The sequence below is a fragment of the Campylobacter coli genome, from assembly GCF_009730395.1.
Classification (GTDB): Bacteria; Campylobacterota; Campylobacteria; order Campylobacterales; family Campylobacteraceae; genus Campylobacter_D; species Campylobacter_D coli.
The window spans coordinates 1518517-1541437 of record NZ_CP046317.1 but is presented as its reverse complement, the minus strand read 5'-3'; the positions used below and the strand labels follow the sequence as shown (position 1 = coordinate 1541437).

Genomic DNA, 22921 nt, shown 5'->3' with positions numbered 1-22921 from the left:
TTTAAACATACTCATTAAAATTAATCTTAAGAGGTTTTCATATTTTAGCTTAAAGAGATATTCCGCTCTTTTTCAAGCTAGGTTGAAAAAAAGGGGGAGGGAAGCAACCTAGCCTGTGAGATCTTTGAAGATCTCTTTAAACTAAAATATTACATTATGTTTTAGTTTAATTTATAGGAATAATCATTTTTAAAATAATATTTTAATTTAAAATTACTTAAATATTTATAAAAAAATAATTTAGTAACTTAAATTATTGAAAAATTTTTGTAAAAATTTCCCAATTTTTACAAATAAAACTCTTATAAGCTAGATAAAATTTCTGCGCGCCCATTAATAATAGCCACACAATGCTCATAATGAGCACTATTAAGCTCATCCACACTTCCTGCACCCCATTTTCCATTAAAATGCTTTGGAGTTCCATCCTTTTGGCATATCATAGGTTCTATACAAAAAACCATTCCATTTTTAATTTTTGGACCACTTTTTGCGCTTGCGCCTTTTTCTAAATAATTTAAAATTTCAGGTTCTCCATGAGGTTTGCGTCCTATACCATGGCCACAATATCCACGAAGCGGAACAAAACCTCTTAAATCTATAAATTCTCCCAAAGCTGCAGAAAGCTCTTTAAAACGCATACCCTCACGAATAATATCTATAGCATGATATAAAGCGTCTTTAGCACAAGAAATCAAAGCCTCATCTGTGGATGAAATTTTACCTATAGCTATAGTGCGCGCTGCATCACCATAATATCCATCAATCAAACTTCCCACATCAAGTCCTAAAATATCACCCTCTTTGATGATTTTTTCATCAGGAATTCCATGGATACAAACCTGATTTAAAGAAGTGCAAATTGCACCAGGAAAACCATAAAGCCCTTTAAATGAAGGTTTTGCTCCAAGACTTAAGATAAAATCTTCCGCCATCTTATCGATTTGCTTAAGACTCATACCCGCTTTAATCTCGTTTTCTAAAAAATCCAAAGTCTTAGCGACGATTTGATTTGCTACTCTTAATTTTTCTATTTCTGCTGGTTTTTTTAATTCTATCATTGTATTTCCTTATAAATTTAGCCAAATTTTAGCAGTATTTTCTAAAGACTTGACATCACTTGAAGCATAAAAATGTAATTTTGCTTTCTCTTCTTTTAACAAAAGTTTTTGCCTTTGTTTTAAAAACTCTACTATAGCATCTCCTGAATGAATAAGCTTTGTCTTTGAACCAAAATAAACACTCAAGGAATTTGCTAGCAAAGGAAAATGAGTACAAGCAAGTATCAAAGCATCAGGAGTTTCAATCCCTTTAAAATAATACCGCATAGCACTTTGCAACAACTCTCCTTCAAAAATACCCTCTTCAACCATAGGCACAAAAAGACCCGTAGCTAAAGCGTCTACATTATTAAAACCTTGTTTTTGCAAACGATTTTGATATTCTTTTGACTGAATTGTTGCCTTTGTGGCAATAACTAAAATTTTTTTATTTTTATCTAACAAGGCTTTTTTAGTAGCCTCAACACCCGCATCAATAACCCCATAAATAGGAAAATCAGCTTTTAATCTTAAGGCATCTAAAGCATAAGCACTAGCAGTATTGCACGCAATAATAAGCATATCGATATTAAATTTTGAAAAAAAATCCAAAGCCTCAAGACAAAATTTGACTATAGTATCTTTATCTTTAACCCCATAAGGAACGCGGGCAGTATCTCCATAATAAATAATTTCGTCAAAAAGTCTTGCCTCATAAAGTGATTTTAAAACACTAAGTCCACCTACACCACTATCAAAAACGCCTATTTTCATCTTAATATCTTCTAGCACCTATATATCGATTTTTCCAATAAGAACTATTTAAATCCACTTCTCTTACTCCACCCTTTGTAGAAAGATGGATAAATTTACCCTTACTCATATAAATTCCCACATGCATACCATTTGGTCCTCTACCTGTTTTAAAAAAAACAAGATCTCCTGTTTTTAGTTTTGATTTAGAAACTTTTATACCCGAGCGTAGTTGCTTTGTTGTAGTGCGTGGTATGCGTGTATTAAACTGAGCTAGGGTGCTTTGAGCAAAACCCGAACAATCGGCTCCTTTTTTTGTTGTTCCGCCTAAAACATAAGGAGTTTTTTTCCATTCATTAGCAATCATTCTTAATCTTGTTTCTTTATCAACATTATAATTTGTTGGGGTATGACTTGCATTTTGAGCTAAACTGCATCCACCTATATAAAAAGCAATCACAACAAGAAAGAAAATAACAAATCTCATAAATTTCCTTAAGGACGCGTGGTAAAAAATTTAAGATAAATAAAACCCCAAATCCCAGAACAAAATGAAGCAATCAAAATAGCAAGATTATCTGCATAATTAAAAATATCGCTAACTTCATACGCCAAGCCATCGATAAACAAACTCATTGTAAAACCAATTCCTGTAAGTATACAAACCCCATAAAGTTGTTTCAAATTTGAACCTTGGGGCAAGGCTGCAAATTTAAAGCGGATTGCCAAATAAGAAAACAAAAATACACCCACTTGTTTACCCACAAAAAGCCCCAAGAAAATACCTATACTTACACCTGAAAAAATTGCTCCTATATCGATATTGGATAAATTTACTCCAGCGTTAGCAAAAGCAAATAAAGGCAAGATAACAAAAGCGAGCCAAAATTTTAGACTTTCATAGATTTCTTCTAAAAATGCTTCTCCATTTTTAGTTTGCATCGGTATAAAAAATGCTGTAATAATTCCAGCTAAAGTTGCATGCACACCACTTTTTAAAACACTAATCCAAAGAATAACTGAGCAAATAAAATAAAAAGACTTTCTTGTTATTCCTAAAATATTTAAAATCAACATCATAAAAATAGCAATACCCACAACTACGAAAGCAGCCACAGAAAGCTTGGTTGTATAAAAAATCGCAATAATTAAAATAGCACCCACATCATCAAAAATAGCCAAAGAAAGTAAGAAAATTTTTAAACTTGATGGAATATGTTTGCCACACATCATCAAAATAGCTAAAGCAAATGCAGTATCTGTAGCCGTTGGAATAGCCCATCCTTTTAAAGTGTAAGCATCGCCTATATTGACTATAGCAAATATTAAAGCAGGTATAAGTATACCACCCAATGCCCCCATAAAAGGCAAAACAATATTTTTAGGATTTTTAAAATCTCCGTGCAAAAATTCCTTCTTAAGCTCAAGCCCTATAGCAAAGAAAAATATAGATATAAGCCCATCATTTATCCAAAGTAAAAAAGGCTTGTTAAGCTCAAATTCACCTACACTAAATCCGACTTTTAAATTTAGAAATTCTCGATAATGTTCGCTAAAAGACCCGTTTTGCACAAGCAAAGCAAGCAAAGTGCAAACTATAAGTAAAACGCCGCCAAAAGCCTCATTTAAAACTAAAGTTCTTAATTTATGTACTATATTATTCATTTAATAATCTTAAGATAAATAAAACCAACAATGGCACTTAAAAAACTAGCTACTAAAATAGCAAGTTTATCCGCATATTCAAAAATATCACTATTTTTATAAGCCAAACCATCAATAAACAAGCTCATCGTAAAACCGATGCCTGTTAAAATACATATACCATAAAATTTTCCATATTTAATATTTTCAGGTAATTTTGCAAGCTTTAATTTTATAGCCAAATAACAAAATCCAAAAACCCCTAGTTGTTTTCCTAAAAATAGTCCTAAAATAATCCCAAGACTTACAGGAGAAAATACTGAACCAAGATGCATATCTCTTAAATCAATACCCGCATTTGCAAAAGCAAATAAAGGCAAAATAAAATAAACCACCCAAGGGTTTAAATCCTTATGTACTTCATGAAGATAGGGTTTTTTATTTTTAGTATCAAGAGGGATAAATAAAGCTATGATTACACCCGCTAAAGTTGCATGCACTCCACTTTTAAGCATAGCTATCCACAACACAACACCTACCAACACGTACAAAGAAAGATGGGTGATGTGATAATAATTTAACAAAAGCAGAGCAAATATACAAAACAAACAAATAATAATTGCTAAAGCTGAAAGCTGATCTGTATAAAACAAAGCAATAATAACAATAGCACCCAAATCATCAAAAATAGCTAAAGAAAGTAAAAACAGCTTAAGACTAGAAGGAATTCTATTTCCTAAAAGCATTAAAATACCTACTGCAAATGCTATATCTGTAGCTGTTGGGATAGCCCATCCTTTCATAGCAAATTCATGAGAATAATTAATAGCAGAAAAAATCAAAGCAGGGACAATCATACCTCCCAAAGCTCCAAATATAGGTAAAGAAACCGATCTTATATTTTTAAGTTGTCCGCGTAAAATTTCATATTTTAATTCAAGTCCTATACAAAGGAAAAAAATAGCAATCAAACCATCATTTATCCATAAATCCAAAGATTTAGCAATCTGAAAATGATCAAATCCTATAGTAAAATTAGCATGAAAAAAATCTGTATAAATAACGCTTAAGGAAGAATTTTTAAAAAGTAAAGCCAAGAGAGTAAAAAATATGAGCAAAATGCCTGGAAAAGTTTCACTTAAAATTATTTTCTTTACAGCTTGCATTTACGCCCCTTGATTATAAAATTCAATATGTTAATTATTATAACCAAAAAATATTAAAGAAATGATTATTTTAACAAGATATATCCTTATTTAGGGTGTAAAGCACACCCTAAATTTAAAGATACTTAAGCGTAAATATCTAAACCGCTAGAGCTAGAAGTTTGCAAAGCAGAAGCCCCCGATGCACTCTCCATACCTTTGATAAGCTCATTCATCAACACTTCATTTGTATCCATTGATTTTTTCAAAACTGAAGTATTTACCGCTGTTAATAAATTAGCATTACTCATAGTTGCGTCTGAAATCATAACACCCTCCTAAGTATAATTTATGTATGAAGACTTAAGTAGTATCGGAAAAAATTTTAAACACTTAACCCTTTAAATTCGATAAAAATAATTTTTATTTTTGTTTAATATGGTTTGTATTATACTTCTATCAATATTGATAATAAATATTATTTTTTATATTTTTTAAGGAAATGTATGAAATTTTTTAAAATTTTGTTTTTTTTCTCTATGCTCTTTCTAGCAAATTCTGTTTTTGCTAGAGTTGATGATTATGTAGCAGAAGCTAATACTATTAAAAATATATTAGAAGAGAGTATAAAAAGCTATGAAAAGGGCGATAATTTAAAGGCTAAAAAACTTAGCGAAGATGCTTATTTTCAACACTTTGAAAATATGGAAGGTTCCATTGGAAGAAATATAGGCAAAAAAGCCATCACCATGGAAAGAAAATTTACAAATTTGCGTCGCTTGTATAAAGATAAAGCGCCCATAGAGCAAATTGATGCTTTAATTGAAAGTCTTTATTATGATTTAGATGAAGTTGCACCGATTTTGCAAAATGGTTATCGCTTACAAGCAGAAGCAAGTGATATAAATTACGATAAAGCAGCAGCTGAAAAATCAAGCATACAAGCCAATGCCAAGCGTGAAGCAGAAGCAGAAGCTTTGATTGCCCAAATGATGGGTATTGATAAAAATGATTTAGCAAAAACTAATTCTTCTTCTAGTACCCAAAACGAAACTATAAATGATAGTATAAATAATGATTTACAAGCGGCTGCGGCTATGGATGCAAGATTGCAATTTGTATTAGATAATATATCTACTAAATTCTCTCAAGCAGCCAATGCTTTTAAAAATAAAGATTATCAAACAAGTAAAGATTTTTTAAATGATGCTTTATTTAATGATTATCGCAATACCAAAGTTGAAGTTTTGATCAACAAATTCACCAAAGCAGGTAATGATCAAAAAATCCAACAAGCCATACGAACTCTCATACGCCAAATCAACAACGCAAATATTGATGAAAAAAACCTAAGAAATGATTTAGATTCGATAGAAGAACAGCTTTTTGATATCTTTTTGCAAATTCCAAATTCGGAGCTTTCAAATTTGAAAATCGAAGGGTTTGATGATGAAACAAAGGGTAAAGATTACACCAAGGTTTCTAATGATATCAAACTTGCTTTAGATGAAATTTTAAAAAATTATGATGGCTTTAGTGCTTCTATAGTAGATGATTTACAAGGAATTTATCTAGATATTTTTGAAGCAAGCGGTATGGAAAATAAAATCGGTGCTGTAGATAGCGGCTTAAAACTTAAAATCGAAAGTTTATTTTCCAAAAGCGTAGCTCTTATCAAAGCAAGTACAGATAAAAAAGAGCTTGAAGCTACCTTTAATGACTTAGAACAACTCATAGCCAGCAGCGTGGATAAAATTCAAGATTCTACTCCTTATTCGCTGTTTATATGGGCTTTAGGTATTATTTTGCGTGAAGGCTTGGAAGCTTTGATTATCGTTGTAGCCATTGTTTCTTATCTTGTGCAAAGTGGTAATAAAAATCGTCTAAATATCGCCTATAGTGCTCTTTTTACAGGAGTGATTTTAAGTTTTATTACCGCTTTTGGAGTTTCTTGGCTATTTAAAGAAAATGCAGGTCAAAGTAGAGAGCTTATAGAAGGTATTACCATGCTTATAGCCGTATTACTACTCTTTTATGTGGGCTTTTGGCTACTTTCAAACGCACAAAATAAAAAATGGACAAGCTTTATCAAACAAGGTGCTATAGATGCTATATCAAATAATAGCGCAAAAACCCTTTGGATTACCGTATTTTTAGCTGTTTATAGAGAAGGTGCAGAAACTGTGCTTTTTTATCAAGCCTTGCTTTTTGATGCTAAAACAAGCACTGATTTTGGTGCTGTTTTTGGCGGACTTGGACTTGGAATTTTAATACTTATTGTTTTATATTTTCTTTTAAAAGCAGGAGCCATTCGCATACCTGTAAAACAATTTTTCTATATCACTTCTTACATTATTTTTTACATGGTTTTTGTTTTTACAGGCAAAGGCATAGCCGAACTCATAGAAGGAAAAGTCATCATTCCTAGTCTTATACCTATGAATTTTGAACCGATTTTATGGCTTGGAATTTATCCTTACTATGAGACTTTAATCCCTCAATTTACAGTTTTAATTATGCTAATTATTGGCATTTTAATAACAAAACAAATTTCAAAAAAAGGAGTAAAATCATGATAAAAAAAGTTTTATCAGTAGTTGCTGCAGCTGCGGTTATTAGTACAAATTTATTTGCAGGCGAAGTGCCAATTGGCGATCCAAAAGAACTTAATGGCATGGAAATAGCCGCTGTTTATTTACAACCTATTGAAATGGAGCCAAGAGGTATTGATTTAGCTGCATCTTTAGCAGATATTCACCTAGAAGCTGACATTCACGCACTTAAAAACAATCCAAATGGTTTTCCAGAAGGTTTTTGGATGCCTTATTTAACTATAGCTTATGAACTTAAAAATACCGACACAGGTGCGATTAAACGCGGAACTTTGATGCCTATGGTGGCTGATGATGGTCCTCACTATGGTGCAAATATTGCTATGGAAAAAGATAAAAAAGGTGGCTTTGGCGTAGGAAATTATGAACTTACTTTTTATATCTCAAATCCAGAAAAACAAGGTTTTGGACGCCATGTTGATGAAGAAACAGGCGTGGGTAAGTGGTTTGAGCCTTTTAAGGTTGATTATAAATTCAAATACACAGGCACACCAAAATGATTTTACACTCGGATTTTCCGAGTGTTTAAATATTTTTATTTTTATTGAAAAATTAAAATAACAATGTTTAAAGAGTAAATTATGAGTATATATTTTGTGCATTTTCTTTCTAGTATCTTGCCCTTAAGCATTTTAATGGCTTTTATTACGCCCGATAAAAGATATATTTTTAAAAGCTTTTTAGCTCTTTTTTTAGGCTTTTTATTTGGATATTTTGCTTTTTTTATTGCAGCACAATTTCTAAAAACTGAGAATTTGATATTTAATTTCAATTTTATTTTTATAGCCTGTTTGCTTTTGAGTTTTGTGTTTTATTTTTGGCAAAAAATAGAAATTTTAAGTTTTATTTTACTAGGAATTTTGAGTTTTTGCATAGCTTTGCATTATTATAATTTAACTCAAGATTTTCCTATATTTAATGGTGTTTTAATCGATAGCGAAGCCATTTCTTCTTTAGGTTTTATTGCTTTAGCTTTATTAATTTGTATTTTAATTTTCTTCTTTTTAAAGTGGCAAAAGAATATCAACAAAAAAGCAAGTTTTATACTTTTTTTAATCCTTATTTTTATAGAAGGAGATAAGGTTTTAGCAAATATATTGCTTACACTGATGCGAAATTCTTTCATAGAAACTCATACTTTTTTAGTAAGTTTTGTTGGAAAAAGTAATTATTTTGGTGTTTTTGGAATTTATGTTTATTTATTTTTCATCATTTTTTTAGCATTTTTAAGTTTGCAAATTCGCAAAAAAAATATTGTAAAAAAGCAAATTTTAGATATTGTTTACCGCAAAAATGAAGCAAAAAATACTCTCATAAATCGCTATTTTTCTAGTGTTTTTATCTCTTGTATTTTGAGTTTTTGTATCATCTTATACTTTTTTATGGTAAGTTCTAAACCCTTAAGCATAGACGAGCCTACAGAACTTTTACCTGATAAAAATGGCAAATTTATCTTTGATGTAGCGCTTTTAAGAGATAACAAACTTCATCGTTTTGCTTATATAAGCGAGCAAGGCAAAGTGATAAGGTTTTTCCTCATCAATAAAAGAGAAGATAGGGATTCTCCTGTGGCTGTTTTTGATGCTTGTGCTATTTGTGGGGATATGGGTTATATTAAAAAAGAAGGGGAATTAATTTGCATTTCGTGCAATGTGCGAATTTTTCTACCGAGTGTAGGAAAAACAGGGGGTTGCAATCCTATCCCATTAAAATACGATTATGATGGTGAAAAAATCACCATAGATGTTAAAGATGTTGTAGCAGGATCTAATTATTTTAGTCAAATTAAAGATATACAAGTGCAAGATCCTGTTTCAAAAGATAAGATCATTAACACTCAAGCACCTTTTTCTTACAGCTATAAAGGTATAACTTATTATTTTTCAAATGAAAAAAACTATGAGGAATTTAAGAAAGATCCTATGAAATATGTAGAAGATACAGAAGCTTTATTTTTAATCCAAAGGAGAAATAATGCTAGTTAAAATGATAACTCATTCTATCTTTAGAAATAAAATTCAAAAATTTCTAGCTTTTCTTACTTGTTTTTTGGCTACGCTTTTGCTATGTACAATGTTAAATATCACTCTAAGTATAGGCGATGAAGTAACTAAGCAACTTAAAAGTTATGGATCTAATATACTGGTTTTGCCTAAAGGCTCAAGCCTTAGCATAGAAATAGGCAATGAGCTTTACGAACCTTTAAAAAATAAAAACTATTTAGAAGAAAAAAATTTATATATGCTAAAAGATATTTATTGGCGAAACAATATCACAGCCTTTGCTCCTTTTTTAGAAGGAAAGATAGAAATAAAAAGCAATAATTCCTCAAAAAAAATACTCCTTTATGGTACTTATTTTCAAAAAGCGATTGAAATAAAAGATGATGATGATTTTATCACAGGTATTAAAAGTCTTTATCCTTATTTGAAAGTGCAAGGCAAATGGGCTAAAGATGACAGCAATGAAATCATGCTAGGCGAAGATTTTGCTAAAAATAACGATCTTAAAATCAATGACACGATACAACTCATAGGAGAGAATAAAATTTCAAAAGAAGTAAAAATTGTAGGAATTTTACTCCACGCCAATCCTAAAATGTCAAACAAAATCATCACTCCTTTAAATTTAGCTCAAGAATTATTAGAAAAAAAAGGCTTATATGCAAGTGCTGAAGTAAGAGCTTTTACCATACCTGAATCAGCCCTTTCTGAAAAGGTACGCCGAATGGGCGAGGAAAAACTCGATCAAATAGAATACGATAAATGGTATTGCTCAGCTTATGTAGGATCAATTGCTAGTCAAATTAGCGATGGCTTGCCAGGAGCGGATGCAAAAGCACTCAATGCCATAAGCGATGCACAAAGTTTGGTTGTTAAAAAAATTCAGTCTTTGATGGCTATTACTTGTATTATTTGTCTTATTGTTGCAAGTATTGCTATATCAAGTTTAATGAGTTCTGAAATTCACCGCAGAAAAAAAGAAATAGGGCTTTTAAAAGTACTGGGGGCAAATACATTTCAAATTTACTTACTTTTTGCAGGTGAAAATTTGATCATAGCTTTAGTTTCTGCTGTATTTGGATTTATTTTTGGCATAGGACTTTCAGAGCTTATCAGCCTTGGAATTTTTGGATATTTTATAAACATTGCTTTTATAGCCTTGCCTTTAAGTCTTGTATTTGCAGGTTTGATAGCTATACTTGGATGCTTGCTTCCTATAAAAAATATTGCAAATCTTTCTCCCGCAGGAGTTCTTTATGGTAGATAAGTTTTTTTTAAATGAGCTTTTTAAAAGCATTGCTTTTTCTTATCAAAGACTTTTTATTATTGTCTTAAGTGTTTTTATAGGAGCACTAACTTGCTCGGCTTTTTTAAATATTTATTTTGATATTGATACAAAGCTTTCTAAAGAATTAAAAGCTTATGGAGCAAATGTTATCATCGAGCCTAAAAATGATAAAGAACTTATCTTAAATCAAGACTATGAAGAAGGAAAAAAGAATTTAAAAGCTAGAGCCTTAACTCCTTTTTTGTATACATTTTTAAATTTGGGTAGCACTAGTGGAGTAGTTTTGGGTACAGATTTTAGAGCCTTAAAGATAACTAAGCCTTTTATAGAAGTTAAAGAAGGGAGCTTTTCTCTAAGTGATTTTGATGAAAATTCAGCTTTTTTGGGTATTAATTTATCCAAACAACTAGGACTTAAAGTAGGCAATGAACTTCAAATTTACAACCCAGAAAATGGCAAAACTACCAAGCTTACGATAAAAGGCATACTCTTAAGTAATGATGAATTAGACAGCATAGTTTTAGCGCCTTTAAGCGTAGTACAAAATTTAAGCGATACCTTTGGAATTCAGTATGCTAATGCGGTTGTTTATGGGAATTTTGATGAGATAAATACAAAAACAAAAAATATTAGCAATGAAAGCATTAATGCAAAACCTATTTCATCAGTATCTTTAAGCGAAGGCCTAGTTTTAGACAAAATAAAAGCTTTAATGTTTTTAATCATACTTGTTGTCTTAATCATAGTCACAACAAGTGTAAACACCACTCTAAGCTCGATTATATTTTCGCGTAAAAAAGAAATTGCCTTGCGTTTAGCCTTGGGTGCTAAAAAAAGTGAAATTTTCAAGCTTTTTGCTTGTGAATATTTTATCATTAGTCTTTTTGCTAGCATTATAGGAGCTTTTTGTGGGATATTTTTAGCAAATATATTTGGATATTTGATTTTTAATGCAAGTATAGATTTTAGATTTAAGGCTATATTTATGGCTTTAATTGTTTCTTTGTTTTTTGCTTTTTTAGCTGCCTTTTTTCCTATAAAAAAAGCATTAAAAATCAATGTCTGTGAAAATTTGAAAGGTGAATAATGAAAGAACTTATACAAATTAAAAATTTAAGCAAAAAATTTGGTAAAGTAAAAGCACTGGATAATATAAATTTAAATATTTACAAAGGAGAATGGCTTGCCATCATGGGTCCTTCTGGAAGTGGAAAATCAACGCTTTTAAATATATTATCTCTTATGGATGATCCAAGCAGTGGTAAATACATTTTAGATAATGAAGATTTAGAACAAATAAATGAAGAGCAAAAAATCACTTTGCGCCGAGAAAAAATCGGGCTTATTTTTCAGCAATTTCATCTCATTCCTTATCTTAGTGCCTTAGAAAATGTTATGCTTTCGCAATACTATCATTCTAGCGTAGATGAAGAGGATGCAAAAGCTATACTTGAAAAAGTAGGGCTTTCACATCGCCTTAGCCATTTACCAAGCCAACTAAGCGGTGGAGAGCAACAAAGAGTTTGTATAGCAAGAGCATTGATTAACAATCCTGAAATTTTACTTGCTGACGAGCCTACAGGGAATTTGGATGAAGCCAATGAAAAAATCGTTCTTGAAACCTTGCAAAAATTAAAAAATGAGGGTAAAACCATAGTCTTGATCACACACAATCCCGAATTAGCAAAATTTGCAGATCGCACCCTTATCTTGCAACATGGAATTTTAAAATGAAAAAAGTATTTTTATTTTTCATAAGTCTTTTTTTGCTCAATGCCTGCTCTTTTGACACAAATCAAGACCAAGGTAAAATTGGCCAAATAGGAGCTGAAATTTCAGCCAAAGATACTTTAGGAAAGGCTGTTAAACTAGCTGATGATAAAAGCAATATAAAAGTCTTAGTTTTCTTTCAAAATGGATGTCCTTCTTGTTTGCAAGAGCTGCCTTCTTTGGATAAATTTATACAAGAACACCCAAATAAAATCAGCGTTTATGCTATAAATTCGGTAGATAAAGTTGAAGTCGTTCAGGTTTTGGCCGAACAATTAAATTTTAAAAATATCAAAGTTTTAACCGATGATCTTAAAATCACCAATGATCGCTACGCTGTATTTGCAACTCCAACCACCATCATACTTAAAGATGGGATTATAAAAGAAAGAATTTTAGGAGAAAAACCATGGCAAACTTTCGAATCCAAACTTATCTCTTTGCTTTAATTGTAGCTTTATTTTTTATAGCTTGCGATAGTGGAGAAAATTTTAAAGCTTTAAATAGCAATAAAATTTATAATTTCTCTTATAATGGTTTTGAAAAAAGTTTAAAATTAGACGATCAAACACAAAATTTTGCATTAGTATTTTTTACTAAAGATTGTGGGGTTTGTAAAGAGCAAATTCCTATTTTGCAAGATTTAGCTAAAAATTATGATTTTAATATTTTTATAGTACTAGGCGATGCTAAAGATGCAAAGGATGCTAAAGCTTGGGCAGATGAAAAGGGTTTGTCGCATCTGGCTTTATTTTATGAAAAAAAAGCAGCCAAATATCTCTCAGGTGCAGTTGGAGAAATATACGGAGTACCTGTACTTAGCTTTTTTAAAGAAGGCAAGATAGATGAAAAATTCATAGGCTTAACGCCTTATGGTGTGCTTGAAAATGAGATTAAAAAGTTAAAAATTTAATTTTGCTATAAATCAAGATTATAATTAAAATATCTCGAGGTGATTATTTTATCACCTTTTTTTCACGCTTTTCTCTTAATTTTTTAATCTCTTCTAAAAGCATAAATTTAAGCTCTTTAAGTCCAGTTTTTTCAAGGCTTGATACTTTGATTAAAAAGCTTTGTGGATTATCAATACTTTTTAAATATTCTTCTAAATTCGCTATATTTTGGGCGATCTGCTCGGCAAAATCTTCACCCAAATTCACACTATCACTTTTTGAAATCATTATGCCAAACTCACGTCCAAAAAGCTCATTTGAAAATTTCTCAAGCTCTTTTCTTAACACTATAAATTGCTCTTTTAAAGGCATTTCTCTCATAGGATCTAGTACAAAAAGTAAAAAGCTAGTCCTTTCTATATGTTTTAAAAATGCAAGCCCTAAGCCTTTGCCCCCACTTGCACCTTCGATAATCCCTGGAATATCAGCCATCACAAAAGAATTATACTCATCCACATCTACAAGCCCTAGTTTTGGTGTGAGCGTGGTAAATTCATAATTTGCGATTTCAGGCTTTGCATTTGAAACTACACTTATAAGGGTGGATTTTCCCACATTTGGAAAGCCTACAAGTCCTACATCGGCGATAAGCTTAAGCTCAAGTCTTACTAAACGACTTTCGCCTTTAATGCCTGGCTGTGCATAATCAGGGCGCTGATTGGTTGCATGTTTAAAATGCGTATTTCCAAGCCCTCCTTTGCCACCTTTTAGAAAAAGTTCTCTTTGCCCCTCTTTTGTAAGATCTAATAAAACTTCATTAGTCTGCGCATCAATAACTTGCGTTCCCTCAGGGACAATAAGTTCTAAATTTTCACCCTTTTTTCCATTTTTGTTGCGTCCCATTCCACCTGCGCCATTTTGCGCGCGAAGCTCTCTTTTACCTTTAAAATTTACAAGTGTATGTGTATTATTATCGCAAACGAAGATGATATCCCCGCCATTTCCTCCATCGCCACCATCAGGCCCGCCAAGAGGAACATGCTTTTCACGACGAAAACTCACCGCGCCTTTGCCACCATCGCCCGAAGCTAAAGTAATCTTAACACTATCAATAAACATTATAATTGCCTTTGATTTTAAATTTATAAAGCTAAATTAGAATAAATTATAGAAGTTAAATTTATAAATTTAAAGTTTCTAAGGCGTAAAAACGCCCTAAAAACTTATGCAGGATATACAGAAACTTTTTTTCTGTCTTTGTCTTTTCTTTCAAATTTCACAAAACCATCAATTAAAGCAAAGATAGTGTGATCTTTTCCTATGCCTACATTATTTCCTGCATGAGTTGCAGTTCCTCTTTGGCGAATAATGATATTTCCTGCTCTAACAAATTCACCACCAAATTTTTTAACACCTAAGCGACGACCTATAGAATCGCGGTTATTTTGAGTTGAACCCTGACCTTTCTTGTGTGCCATTCTTTACTCCTTAAGCTTTAATATCTTTTACTACAACGCGAGTGAATTGTCTTCTAAAACCGCGTTTAAGTTTAGAATCTTTTCTGCGTCTTTTTTTATAAATCACAACTTTTTTATCTTTTCCGTGATTAATCACTTCCAAAACAACTTTTGCACCTGCTACGAAAGGCGCACCTACCTTTAATTCTTTATCATTGATAGCAAGAACTTCACCTACTTCAATACTTGCTTTGCTTTCAGCTTCAAAGTGATCTAGCTTTAACTCATCGCCAACGCTAACTTTATACTGCTTTCCGCTGTGTTTAATAATAGCATACATTGCTTTTTCCTTAATAATTTGGTAAGTACCACAAAGCACCGAAATTCGGATTTAAAAGCTTTAATGGCTAGAAAAGTTTTAATTTTACAAAAATTTTCTTTAATATTTGATGAATTTAAGAAAGACTTTAGAGTTTAAAATAAACCCTAAAGCAATTTAAAAGCCAAGATTGACCCCGCCATTTTCATGAAGTTTATAAGTATTTTCTTTCCCTTCTTGTTTGTTATCTTCTTCTAAAGTATCAAAAAATAATGATTTTTCCATTTCTCTTTGCATAAATAACGCAATGTTTTCCCAATTTTTTTGCTCTTTTTTGCTGTCGCCAGATAAAGTAAAAGTTGTATTGAAGGTTTTAGAAAAAACAAGCTCTCTTGTAGGATAAAATATAAGCTTATAGGCTATATTTATACTTACTTTTGTATTATTTTGATAGCTTATCTTACTTTGTTTTGCTTGAGTAATATCTAAAATCTCAAATTCTAAAATATAATCAGCACCCAAAACATTGCCTAATTTATAGCTTTCTTCGCTAGAACCATCTTCGCTTTTTATAATTTTATTTTCATCTTTAAAATCATGCTCTCTTTCCAAAAGAGTAAAATTCTCATCCTGTGAAAAAGCATCATACAAAGCTCTTTTTAAATATGATTCTTCTTTGTTTTTATCGTTTAAAATTACTAATTTAGGTTTATTATCGTTTTGATACAAAGATTTAAAAGCTGAAATTTCAACTTGCCAAAGCGTTCCGTTTTGATCAATTTTATCTACTTTATAAGTATCGATATAACCCTTACTTACATTTTGAAGGACACTTTTAGATTTTTGTGAAATTTGTCCTAAATGAGAGAAGCTTAAATCAATACTTTGAAGCTCTTGTCTTAAATTGACATTAGAAACTCCTTTAAATTGTGATAAAGCGTCTATTAAAGCATTATTTAAAGCTTCTTCCTTGCTTTCTCCTGTTCCATTACCTTGCACCACTTTTTGAAATTTATTTCTTTGGTGTGGCAAGGTTTTAAGACTCTGAACAGGATCTAAAGAACTTAAATTAACATCCTCTAGCGGAACATAATCATAAATAATAACATCATCTTGCGCCCACATAAAACTCAAGATGGTTAAAAATAAAAAGATTTTTTTCATTACCAAGTTACCGATTTACTTGAGCCTGTTTTATCAATCGTTCTTTCATCTTCCCAATAAGCAAGTCCTGAATTTAAATCCGTAACGCTTAGATAAAAGAAATACTCTGCTTGTATATCGCCATTCTTAAGCTTGACATTGTCTTGGCGGATCTTTCCGCTGATTGAAAAATCAGGTGCAACCAAAGTTCCTTTGCTAGAAATGGTGTTTTGATTAAATTCATCATTATCTCTTAATTCTCTTACTGCTTCACTCATTTCATCCCTAGCTCCACCCGCTGCAACAGCTGTTGTTAGGACAAATTTACCTGATTTTCTAAGCGCTATAGTGATCTTACTAATGAGCTTATCTGTATCAATGCGTTGGGGAGTATCATTGATAATTTTACCTATAGCAATAACCTTTCTTTGACCTGGTTGAATATTGGCAAAAGCAGGATCGCTTAACATACTATCTATCATAATTTGAGCAGTTTTTTCAAAATCTTCCCTATCAAGTCCTAAGGTTAAAGCATCACCTTGTTTTTTTTGACTTGCATAACCATCAGTATAAACAGGCGCTCCACAAGCTGCAAAAAATACTGCGAAAAATGCGCTAAAGATTATAAAAATATTTTTTTTCATTATTTCTCCTTTTTTTGTAATTATACTCTTTTAGTTTTCAATTTTGTAAACCCTAGCGGGAAATTGAGAAGCAAAAGAACGCACTACAATCAATACATTTTTATCAATATCCACTTCACTAGAATAAATTTTTTGATTTTTATCATCATAAATTTGTACCGATCCATCATTTTCAATCATCATAATTTGTATATTTTTAGGTAAAAAATTCCAAAATCTTAAATCACTTCTTGTGGTTGCAATGCTAAAAATATTTGTAGCAAGACTTAAAATTCCACTCTCATCATTTTTAGCCACAGCCATATTTAAACTTGTTTTTAAAGTGCTTGAGATTAAAGATTTGATGATGATTGAAGTCAAATTGGCTTTAAATTCACTCGCAACAATTTGATCAAAATCAAAAGCATTAGAAGTTGTAAATTTCTGATGATTGTTTGCAATATTTAAATTTTCATAAGAAGCATTACGCTTTTTTAAAATAGGTAAAGCAACACTAGCAGTCGTAATATAATCATCAAAGATAAATGGCAAGGTTAGATTAAATTCATCCAAAGCAGGACTTAATCCATTTTCATATATTATAAAAATATATTTTTTTAATTTTTTTGGATTTAAACTGCTTGAATATTGATCAAAAATCTTAAATTCTTTTTCTATTTCTTTATTTAAATTCAGCACATAAACTTCTTTAAGTAAATCCGCTGCTTTTTTATAATCATAATCCATAAAGAAAAATATAGATGAAATATAAGTTACATAAGGATTGGTATAATCTTTTTGTGCATTAAAGTCTTTAAAAAGATTTTCATATTGTTTTGAAACAATTTTTATATTATTATCGATATTTTGCCTTAATTTTTCTTCCTTGCTAGCCTCTTGATATGCTTTTTTAATTTCGGAAGCAAAATACTCTTTTGCCTTTTCTTGTCTCATCAATGCGCGGTTAAATTCCACCCTAGCATTAACAAAATCTCCCAAACTCATAAAATTTAAACCCTTATAAACATTAAGCATGGTTCTTTCATACCAAGCACCTTGATAATCATTTACACCCTCATTTATCAAAGTAGATGCAAGTGCTCTTGTGCTTTTCTTGGATAAACTTTGCAAATCCACATCGTATTTATAAGAATCTTCAACCTTATCAAAAATAGAATTACTTAAGTTAAAATCCTTACAATCTCTTGCGATATAACCTGTATTTAAACCTGTAAAAATCACATCTTTATTTTGACTGATCTTTTCTTGTTGCTCTTGAAAAAATTGCTTATTGCAAGTTTGAGAGAATAAATTTTGTTGATAGAATACATTTTGTTCTTGATGAGTAGAGCATGCTGAAAAAATTATCGCTAAAATAGAAAAAACAATTGTTTTATATTTCATTATAATTCCAAAAATAAAAATTATAATTTTAATATATCATAAAATTGATAATAGCCCAAAAAAGGGCTATTACATTAACATAGGAGCGATTACAAAGCCTAAAGCTACAGCAATTGCAATAGCTAAAACTCCTGGTACAAAGAAAGAGTGATTAAATATAAATTTACCAATTCTAGTCGTTCCTGTATCATCCATTTGCACAGCACCAAGTAAGGTTGGATAAGTTGGAAGCACAAAAAGTGCCGAAACTGCTGCAAAACAAGCTACAAGCATATAAGAATCCTGTGGATTTGTTGCGCTAATTCCTAAAGCAGTAACGATTACAGGCACAATAGCCTTTGCAGTTGCTGCTTGAGAATATAAAAGCATGCTTGCAAAGAAAAATGCAACTGCTAACATAGCAGGGGTTTGTTTAACCCAGTCGCCTGCTACTTCTTTAATAGAAGCTTCGTGTCCAGCAACAAAAGTATTTCCAAGCCATGCTACACCAAAAACGCAAACACAAGCAGTCATACCACTTTTAAATACACTGGTATCAAGAATTTTACCTGGTTCAACTTTACAAAGCCAAGTGATCAAAGTTGCTGCAGTAAGTAAAAAGCTCATAATAGCTGCATCTCTTGGAACCACAACAGGATCAATCCATTTAATATTGCTTGAAATTGCGGTTGCATAAAGTACAACTGCCAAAACAGTGATCAAAAAAATTCCTACTGAAAGTTTAGCACCTGGTTTATCTTCACCATGTAAAATAGCTCCTGCATCTTTAACAAGTCCTGCTTTTAAGCGTTCTTGATAAACGCTATCTTTGCTTAAATCCATAGGAGTGATTAAACTCACTATAAAAGCTGTAAGCATACAAGCTATAAAAGTTGTACTGATCCAAATTCCAATTAAAGTTGGATAATTCCATCCTAGTGGTTCTAAAACCCCGCTCATATAAACCACAGCTGCACTCACAGGAGAAGCAGTGATTCCAATTTGCGAAGAAACAACCATTAATGAAAGTGGAACACTAGGTTTTATATTTTGAGATTTTGCAACATCAACTACAACAGGCATTAAAGAAAATACTGCATTTCCTGTTCCTGCTAAGATAGTAAGCAACCATCCGCAAGCTGGAGCAAGATAATTAATAAATTTAGGCTTGGATCTTAAAATTTTTTCTGTAACCCTAACCATATAATCAAGCCCACCAGCTTGTTGCATCGCAGAAATAGCTGCAATAGCTGCAGCTATGATTAAAATTACATCCCAAGGAATATTTCCTGGTTTCATTCCCAAAACAAGTCCTAAAACAACAACACCAAGTCCTCCTGCATAGCCTATAGCAATACCACCTAGACGAATACCAATAAAAATCGCCCCAAGAAGAACGATTACTTGCAAAATTATCATTATATCCATATTAAATCCTAAAATGCTATTTTTTAGCTTCCATATGTGGATTTAACATATTTGCAGGAGTTAAAATTTCATCAATTTGCTCCTTGCTTAAAAGTCCTCTTTCAAGTGCGATATCAGCTACTCTCTTACCTGTACTCATAGCCTCTTTAGCAATACTGGCTGAATTTTCATAACCTATATAAGGATTTAAAGCAGTTACGATCCCTACTGAGTTATAAACAAAATCAGAACAAATTTTTTCATTAGCACTAATACCATCTATACATTTATCTGCTAAAGTATGCATTGCTTTTTCAAGCATAACAATAGAATTAAATAAACTATAAGCAATTACAGGTTCAAAAACATTAAGCTGCAATTGTCCGCCCTCGCTTGCAAAAGTAACGGTTACATCCGCTCCAATTACAGCGTAACAAACTTGATTTACCACTTCAGGGATAACAGGATTTACTTTACCTGGCATGATAGAACTACCTGGTTGCATTTTTGGCAAATTGATTTCATTAAGACCGCATTTTGGACCACTGCTTAGAAGTCTTAAGTCATTACATACTTTAGAAAGTTTTGTTGCAACGCGTTTTAAAACACCTGAAATTTGGACATAAGCTCCTGTATCTTGAGTTGCTTCGATAAGATCTTCTGCCACAGTGTATTCAAAGCCGGTTACTTCTCTTATTTTTCTTTCTACTACTTTTGGATAATTAGGATGAGAATTAATACCTGTTCCTATAGCTGTTCCGCCTAAATTGATTTCTAAAATCAGTTTTCTAGCTTCTAAAACTCTTTGTATATCTTCACCCATCATTACTGCAAAAGTTTTAAACTCACGACCCAAAGTCATAGGTACTGCATCTTGAAGTTGGGTTCTACCCATTTTTAATACATCTTTAAATTCTTCTGCTTTTCTCTCATAAGCTTTTTTAAGATGTTCCATAGCTTTTGCTAAATCACTTAGATAATCATGCAAAGCAAGATGCAAAGCAGTAGGATAAGCATCATTTGTACTTTGACTTAAATTCACATGATCATTTGGATGAAGATATTGGTATTCACCTTTTTTATGACCCATAAGCTCAAGTGCTATATTGGCTATCACTTCATTGGCATTCATATTTGTACTTGTTCCAGCTCCACCTTGTATCATATCAACTACAAATTGATCGTAATATCCGCCCTCTAAAATTTTATCGCAAGCTTTAATAATAGCATCTTGGATATCTTTATCTAAAAGACCTAATTCATAATTTGCCATAGCAGCTGCTTTTTTAACCCTTGCTAAAGCTCTTACAAAGCGTGGGAAATCCTTTAGCCTCTCGTGTGAAATATTGAAATTTTCCACCGCTCTAAAGGTTTGCACTCCATAATAAACCTCATCAGAAATTTCTAATTCCCCGATAAAATCGTGCTCTTTTCTTGTTCCCATTTGAAACCTTTCTTAATTTAATTTTTCATACAAGCTTTATTACTTGTACTCATATCAGTATAATCATATTGTAATTTTAGTTAATAATTGGTTAACAATATTTATTCTTTAGAAATACTATAAAATAGATTTTTAGGATAATTTAACTCTTTTTATATTTAATTTTTATTTATTAATTAATTTTATTTATTTCAGTAAAAATTAATATATTTTTCTTGGCTTGTTTGATAAAATATACCTTTAATTTATTTTTGGAAGTTTTTATGAAAGAAATTACTATAAACATTGAAGATATCAAAATAAATAATGATTGGAAAGAGTTTTTAAAAGAAGAATTTAGCAAAAGCTATTTTTTAGAAATCAAAAAACGCTATATACAAGCTTTAAACAATAAAGCCATTATCTATCCTCCTTCAAATTTAACCTTTAATGCTTTTAATCTTACTCCTTTGAGTGAGCTTAAAATTGTACTTTTAGGACAAGATCCTTACCATCAACCCAATCAAGCTATGGGGCTTAGTTTTTCTGTGCCTTGTGGGGTTAAAATTCCTCCTAGTCTTTTAAATATTTATAAAGAATTAAAAGCAGATCTTAATATAGAACCTTCTAAAAGCGGGGATTTAAGTTCTTGGGCAAAACAAGGAGTTTTACTTTTAAATTCCATTCTTAGCGTTGAAGCGGGAAAGCCTGCAAGTCATAGCTCGTGGGGTTGGCAAGAATTTAGTGATGCGGTGATTTCAAAGTTAAGTCTTGAAAAATCAGGACTTATTTTTATACTTTGGGGAAATTATGCAAAATCCAAAAAAGCTTTAATCGATACAAAAAAACATTTTATTTTAGAAGCAGCACATCCTAGTCCACTAGCTAGAACAGGCTTTTTAGGTTGTAAACATTTTTCAAAAGCTAATGAAATTTTAAAAAATTTAGGAAAAAAACCTATAAATTGGCAATTGACTTAGAAAAATTATATAAATGTTTTTTAATAATTTAAAAATACTAAGCCCGATTTCATATTTTATTCAAAAATAAAATAATTAATATAGATTTTTATAATTTATCGTTAAAATATATAAAAATTTTAAGGAGATAGAAGTGAAAACGATAGGCATTATAGGTGGAATGAGTTTTGAAAGTACCATAACCTACTATAAAACTATAAACGAAACCATTAATAATCAACTAGGCAATTTAAATTCTGCAAAAATTTTACTCTATAGTGTCAATTTTGAAGAAATAGCAAATTTGCAAAAAAATGGCGAGTGGGAAAAAGCTGCGCAAATTTTAGGAGAATGTGCTAAAAAATTAGAACTTGGTGGAGCTGATTTTATACTTATTGCCACCAACACCATGCATAAAATTTTTGATCAAATTCAAAAAAATATAAAAATTCCTCTCATTCATATTGCTCAAAGCACAGCCAAAATTCTAAAGCAACAAAACATACACACCATAGGCTTACTAGGCACCCAATATACTATGATGGAAGATTTTTATAAAAATGCATTAAAAAAAGAAAATATAAATACAATCACCCCAAATCAAAGCGATATGCAAGAACTAAGCGACATCATCTTTAATGAACTTTGCAAAGGACAAATGAAAGAAAATTCTAAAGAAAAATACTTAAAAATCATCCAAAAACTAAAGGACGAAGGTGCTCAAGGTATAGTTTTAGGCTGCACAGAAATTGGATTGTTGATTTCCCAAGAAGATACAAATATCCCAATTTTCGATACAGCCTTAATTCACGCCCTTGATGCTGTAAATTTAGCTTTAAAAGATTAATCTTTCTTTTTAGAGATAGGACAAACTCCCAAAGGACAAGCTTGCTTTCCTGTCCAAACCCTTATAGGGCACACACCAAAAATACCTGTAAGCAAAGGAATAAATCCTATCAAAGCCCACCAAGACGCATAATAAACCCCTACACTAAAGATAACCAATGCTAGGATTATTCTTATTATTCTTTCTAGTTTACCCATTTCTTCTCCTTTTGT

General features: G+C 31.4%; 25 protein-coding genes. 10 read left to right on the top strand and 15 right to left on the bottom strand.

Annotated elements, in window-relative coordinates; translation table 11 throughout:
* Positions 1-302: 302 nt before the first annotated feature.
* The 6 genes from map to FOC43_RS07820 form a co-directional block, all read right to left on the bottom strand.
* Positions 303-1061: a type I methionyl aminopeptidase gene (map, locus tag FOC43_RS07845; RefSeq protein WP_002778854.1), complete on the bottom strand. Its 759-nt coding sequence runs from the start codon at positions 1059-1061 to the stop codon at positions 303-305.
* Positions 1062-1070: 9 nt separating this feature from the next.
* The gene (gene murI / locus FOC43_RS07840) at positions 1071-1814 is read right to left on the bottom strand and encodes a glutamate racemase (protein ID WP_002778852.1); all 744 of its coding nucleotides are present in this window, start codon (positions 1812-1814) and stop codon (positions 1071-1073) included.
* 1 nt (position 1815) lies between these two features.
* Positions 1816-2280 carry a C40 family peptidase gene (locus tag FOC43_RS07835; protein WP_002778850.1) on the bottom strand — a complete coding sequence of 155 codons (465 nt, stop codon included), beginning with the start codon at positions 2278-2280 and terminating at the stop codon, positions 1816-1818.
* Between the two features lie 8 nt (positions 2281-2288).
* Entirely contained in the window at positions 2289-3458 is a 1170-nt protein-coding gene (gene nhaA / locus FOC43_RS07830; protein WP_002783063.1) for a Na+/H+ antiporter NhaA, read from the bottom strand.
* Complete coding sequence (gene nhaA, locus FOC43_RS07825; protein ID WP_002778847.1) at positions 3455-4603, bottom strand: Na+/H+ antiporter NhaA; 1149 nt, start codon at positions 4601-4603, stop codon at positions 3455-3457. Before nhaA (FOC43_RS07825) ends, nhaA (FOC43_RS07830) begins: the two co-directional genes overlap by 4 nt.
* Positions 4604-4728: 125 nt before the next feature.
* On the bottom strand, positions 4729-4911 hold the full coding sequence (locus tag FOC43_RS07820) for a putative motility protein (RefSeq protein WP_002778846.1): 183 nt from the start codon (positions 4909-4911) through the stop codon (positions 4729-4731).
* A gap of 177 nt (positions 4912-5088) precedes the next feature.
* Between FOC43_RS07820 and FOC43_RS07815 the strand changes: the two genes are divergently transcribed.
* The 8 genes from FOC43_RS07815 to FOC43_RS07780 all read left to right on the top strand — a co-directional run bounded on the left by FOC43_RS07815 (position 5089) and on the right by FOC43_RS07780 (position 13168).
* Positions 5089-7158 (top strand): FTR1 family iron permease, encoded by a 2070-nt coding sequence (locus tag FOC43_RS07815; protein ID WP_002794680.1) that lies wholly within the window; start codon positions 5089-5091, stop codon positions 7156-7158.
* On the top strand, positions 7155-7694 hold the full coding sequence (locus tag FOC43_RS07810) for an iron transporter (RefSeq protein ID WP_002778842.1): 540 nt from the start codon (positions 7155-7157) through the stop codon (positions 7692-7694). Before FOC43_RS07815 ends, FOC43_RS07810 begins: the two co-directional genes overlap by 4 nt.
* 81 nt (positions 7695-7775) lie before the next feature.
* Positions 7776-9179 carry a Fe-S-containing protein gene (locus tag FOC43_RS07805; protein WP_002781331.1) on the top strand — a complete coding sequence of 468 codons (1404 nt, stop codon included), beginning with the start codon at positions 7776-7778 and terminating at the stop codon, positions 9177-9179.
* Complete coding sequence (locus FOC43_RS07800) at positions 9166-10464, top strand: ABC transporter permease (RefSeq protein ID WP_072212046.1); 1299 nt, start codon at positions 9166-9168, stop codon at positions 10462-10464. The genes FOC43_RS07805 and FOC43_RS07800 overlap by 14 nt, the downstream gene beginning before the upstream one ends.
* A complete protein-coding gene (locus tag FOC43_RS07795; protein ID WP_002778827.1) occupies positions 10454-11572 on the top strand; it encodes an ABC transporter permease in 1119 nt (372 codons plus the stop codon). Before FOC43_RS07800 ends, FOC43_RS07795 begins: the two co-directional genes overlap by 11 nt.
* Positions 11572-12219: an ABC transporter ATP-binding protein gene (locus tag FOC43_RS07790; RefSeq protein WP_002790587.1), complete on the top strand. Its 648-nt coding sequence runs from the start codon at positions 11572-11574 to the stop codon at positions 12217-12219. The genes FOC43_RS07795 and FOC43_RS07790 overlap by 1 nt, the downstream gene beginning before the upstream one ends.
* Positions 12216-12704 (top strand): TlpA family protein disulfide reductase, encoded by a 489-nt coding sequence (locus tag FOC43_RS07785; protein WP_002811135.1) that lies wholly within the window; start codon positions 12216-12218, stop codon positions 12702-12704. Before FOC43_RS07790 ends, FOC43_RS07785 begins: the two co-directional genes overlap by 4 nt.
* Complete coding sequence (locus FOC43_RS07780; RefSeq protein WP_002778823.1) at positions 12665-13168, top strand: TlpA family protein disulfide reductase; 504 nt, start codon at positions 12665-12667, stop codon at positions 13166-13168. The genes FOC43_RS07785 and FOC43_RS07780 overlap by 40 nt, the downstream gene beginning before the upstream one ends.
* 43 nt (positions 13169-13211) lie before the next feature.
* Here the strand turns inward: FOC43_RS07780 and obgE are convergent, their stop codons facing one another.
* The 8 genes from obgE to aspA all read right to left on the bottom strand — a co-directional run bounded on the left by obgE (position 13212) and on the right by aspA (position 20924).
* Positions 13212-14267: a GTPase ObgE gene (gene obgE, locus FOC43_RS07775; RefSeq protein WP_002778822.1), complete on the bottom strand. Its 1056-nt coding sequence runs from the start codon at positions 14265-14267 to the stop codon at positions 13212-13214.
* Between the two features lie 104 nt (positions 14268-14371).
* The gene (gene rpmA, locus FOC43_RS07770; protein WP_002778821.1) at positions 14372-14626 is read right to left on the bottom strand and encodes a 50S ribosomal protein L27; all 255 of its coding nucleotides are present in this window, start codon (positions 14624-14626) and stop codon (positions 14372-14374) included.
* A gap of 10 nt (positions 14627-14636) precedes the next feature.
* A complete protein-coding gene (gene rplU, locus FOC43_RS07765) occupies positions 14637-14945 on the bottom strand; it encodes a 50S ribosomal protein L21 (protein ID WP_031263676.1) in 309 nt (102 codons plus the stop codon).
* Between the two features lie 156 nt (positions 14946-15101).
* Positions 15102-16088, bottom strand: coding sequence for a hypothetical protein (locus tag FOC43_RS07760; RefSeq protein WP_002786390.1), 987 nt, complete (start codon positions 16086-16088; stop codon positions 15102-15104).
* A complete protein-coding gene (lpoB, locus tag FOC43_RS07755) occupies positions 16088-16711 on the bottom strand; it encodes a penicillin-binding protein activator LpoB (RefSeq protein ID WP_002778802.1) in 624 nt (207 codons plus the stop codon). The genes FOC43_RS07760 and lpoB overlap by 1 nt, the downstream gene beginning before the upstream one ends.
* A 30-nt stretch (positions 16712-16741) precedes the next feature.
* Entirely contained in the window at positions 16742-18094 is a 1353-nt protein-coding gene (locus FOC43_RS07750; RefSeq protein WP_002792566.1) for a hypothetical protein, read from the bottom strand.
* A gap of 69 nt (positions 18095-18163) precedes the next feature.
* Positions 18164-19501: an anaerobic C4-dicarboxylate transporter gene (locus tag FOC43_RS07745; RefSeq protein ID WP_004284551.1), complete on the bottom strand. Its 1338-nt coding sequence runs from the start codon at positions 19499-19501 to the stop codon at positions 18164-18166.
* Positions 19502-19517: 16 nt separating this feature from the next.
* A complete protein-coding gene (aspA, locus tag FOC43_RS07740; protein ID WP_002778788.1) occupies positions 19518-20924 on the bottom strand; it encodes an aspartate ammonia-lyase in 1407 nt (468 codons plus the stop codon).
* Between the two features lie 263 nt (positions 20925-21187).
* Between aspA and ung the strand changes: the two genes are divergently transcribed.
* Both ung and FOC43_RS07730 read left to right on the top strand, forming a co-directional pair.
* The gene (ung, locus tag FOC43_RS07735; RefSeq protein WP_002778786.1) at positions 21188-21883 is read left to right on the top strand and encodes a uracil-DNA glycosylase; all 696 of its coding nucleotides are present in this window, start codon (positions 21188-21190) and stop codon (positions 21881-21883) included.
* Between the two features lie 133 nt (positions 21884-22016).
* Positions 22017-22709, top strand: a complete 693-nt coding sequence (locus FOC43_RS07730; RefSeq protein WP_002781345.1) for an aspartate/glutamate racemase family protein — start codon at positions 22017-22019, stop codon at positions 22707-22709.
* On the opposite strand, the gene FOC43_RS07725 is transcribed toward FOC43_RS07730, so the two are convergent.
* Positions 22706-22906 (bottom strand): YgaP family membrane protein, encoded by a 201-nt coding sequence (locus tag FOC43_RS07725; RefSeq protein ID WP_002778784.1) that lies wholly within the window; start codon positions 22904-22906, stop codon positions 22706-22708. The two genes, FOC43_RS07730 and FOC43_RS07725, sit on opposite strands and share 4 nt — an antisense overlap.
* Positions 22907-22921: the final 15 nt, after the last annotated feature.

Coding starts and splice junctions, on each gene's coding strand:
- murI (WP_002778852.1), bottom strand. CDS start 1,814: ATGAAAATAGGCGTTTTTGATAGTGGTGTAGGTGGACTTAGTGTTTTA.
- FOC43_RS07725 (WP_002778784.1), bottom strand. CDS start 22,906: ATGGGTAAACTAGAAAGAATAATAAGAATAATCCTAGCATTGGTTATC.
- FOC43_RS07820 (WP_002778846.1), bottom strand. CDS start 4,911: ATGATTTCAGACGCAACTATGAGTAATGCTAATTTATTAACAGCGGTA.
- map (WP_002778854.1), bottom strand. CDS start 1,061: ATGATAGAATTAAAAAAACCAGCAGAAATAGAAAAATTAAGAGTAGCA.
- nhaA (WP_002778847.1), bottom strand. CDS start 4,603: ATGCAAGCTGTAAAGAAAATAATTTTAAGTGAAACTTTTCCAGGCATT.
- FOC43_RS07785 (WP_002811135.1), top strand. CDS start 12,216: ATGAAAAAAGTATTTTTATTTTTCATAAGTCTTTTTTTGCTCAATGCC.
- FOC43_RS07745 (WP_004284551.1), bottom strand. CDS start 19,501: ATGGATATAATGATAATTTTGCAAGTAATCGTTCTTCTTGGGGCGATT.
- rpmA (WP_002778821.1), bottom strand. CDS start 14,626: ATGGCACACAAGAAAGGTCAGGGTTCAACTCAAAATAACCGCGATTCT.
- FOC43_RS07835 (WP_002778850.1), bottom strand. CDS start 2,280: ATGAGATTTGTTATTTTCTTTCTTGTTGTGATTGCTTTTTATATAGGT.
- FOC43_RS07760 (WP_002786390.1), bottom strand. CDS start 16,088: ATGAAAAAAATCTTTTTATTTTTAACCATCTTGAGTTTTATGTGGGCG.
- obgE (WP_002778822.1), bottom strand. CDS start 14,267: ATGTTTATTGATAGTGTTAAGATTACTTTAGCTTCGGGCGATGGTGGC.
- FOC43_RS07815 (WP_002794680.1), top strand. CDS start 5,089: ATGAAATTTTTTAAAATTTTGTTTTTTTTCTCTATGCTCTTTCTAGCA.
- FOC43_RS07805 (WP_002781331.1), top strand. CDS start 7,776: ATGAGTATATATTTTGTGCATTTTCTTTCTAGTATCTTGCCCTTAAGC.
- FOC43_RS07780 (WP_002778823.1), top strand. CDS start 12,665: ATGGCAAACTTTCGAATCCAAACTTATCTCTTTGCTTTAATTGTAGCT.
- nhaA (WP_002783063.1), bottom strand. CDS start 3,458: ATGAATAATATAGTACATAAATTAAGAACTTTAGTTTTAAATGAGGCT.
- FOC43_RS07795 (WP_002778827.1), top strand. CDS start 10,454: ATGGTAGATAAGTTTTTTTTAAATGAGCTTTTTAAAAGCATTGCTTTT.
- FOC43_RS07750 (WP_002792566.1), bottom strand. CDS start 18,094: ATGAAATATAAAACAATTGTTTTTTCTATTTTAGCGATAATTTTTTCA.
- aspA (WP_002778788.1), bottom strand. CDS start 20,924: ATGGGAACAAGAAAAGAGCACGATTTTATCGGGGAATTAGAAATTTCT.
- ung (WP_002778786.1), top strand. CDS start 21,188: ATGAAAGAAATTACTATAAACATTGAAGATATCAAAATAAATAATGAT.
- FOC43_RS07810 (WP_002778842.1), top strand. CDS start 7,155: ATGATAAAAAAAGTTTTATCAGTAGTTGCTGCAGCTGCGGTTATTAGT.
- lpoB (WP_002778802.1), bottom strand. CDS start 16,711: ATGAAAAAAAATATTTTTATAATCTTTAGCGCATTTTTCGCAGTATTT.
- FOC43_RS07790 (WP_002790587.1), top strand. CDS start 11,572: ATGAAAGAACTTATACAAATTAAAAATTTAAGCAAAAAATTTGGTAAA.
- rplU (WP_031263676.1), bottom strand. CDS start 14,945: ATGTATGCTATTATTAAACACAGCGGAAAGCAGTATAAAGTTAGCGTT.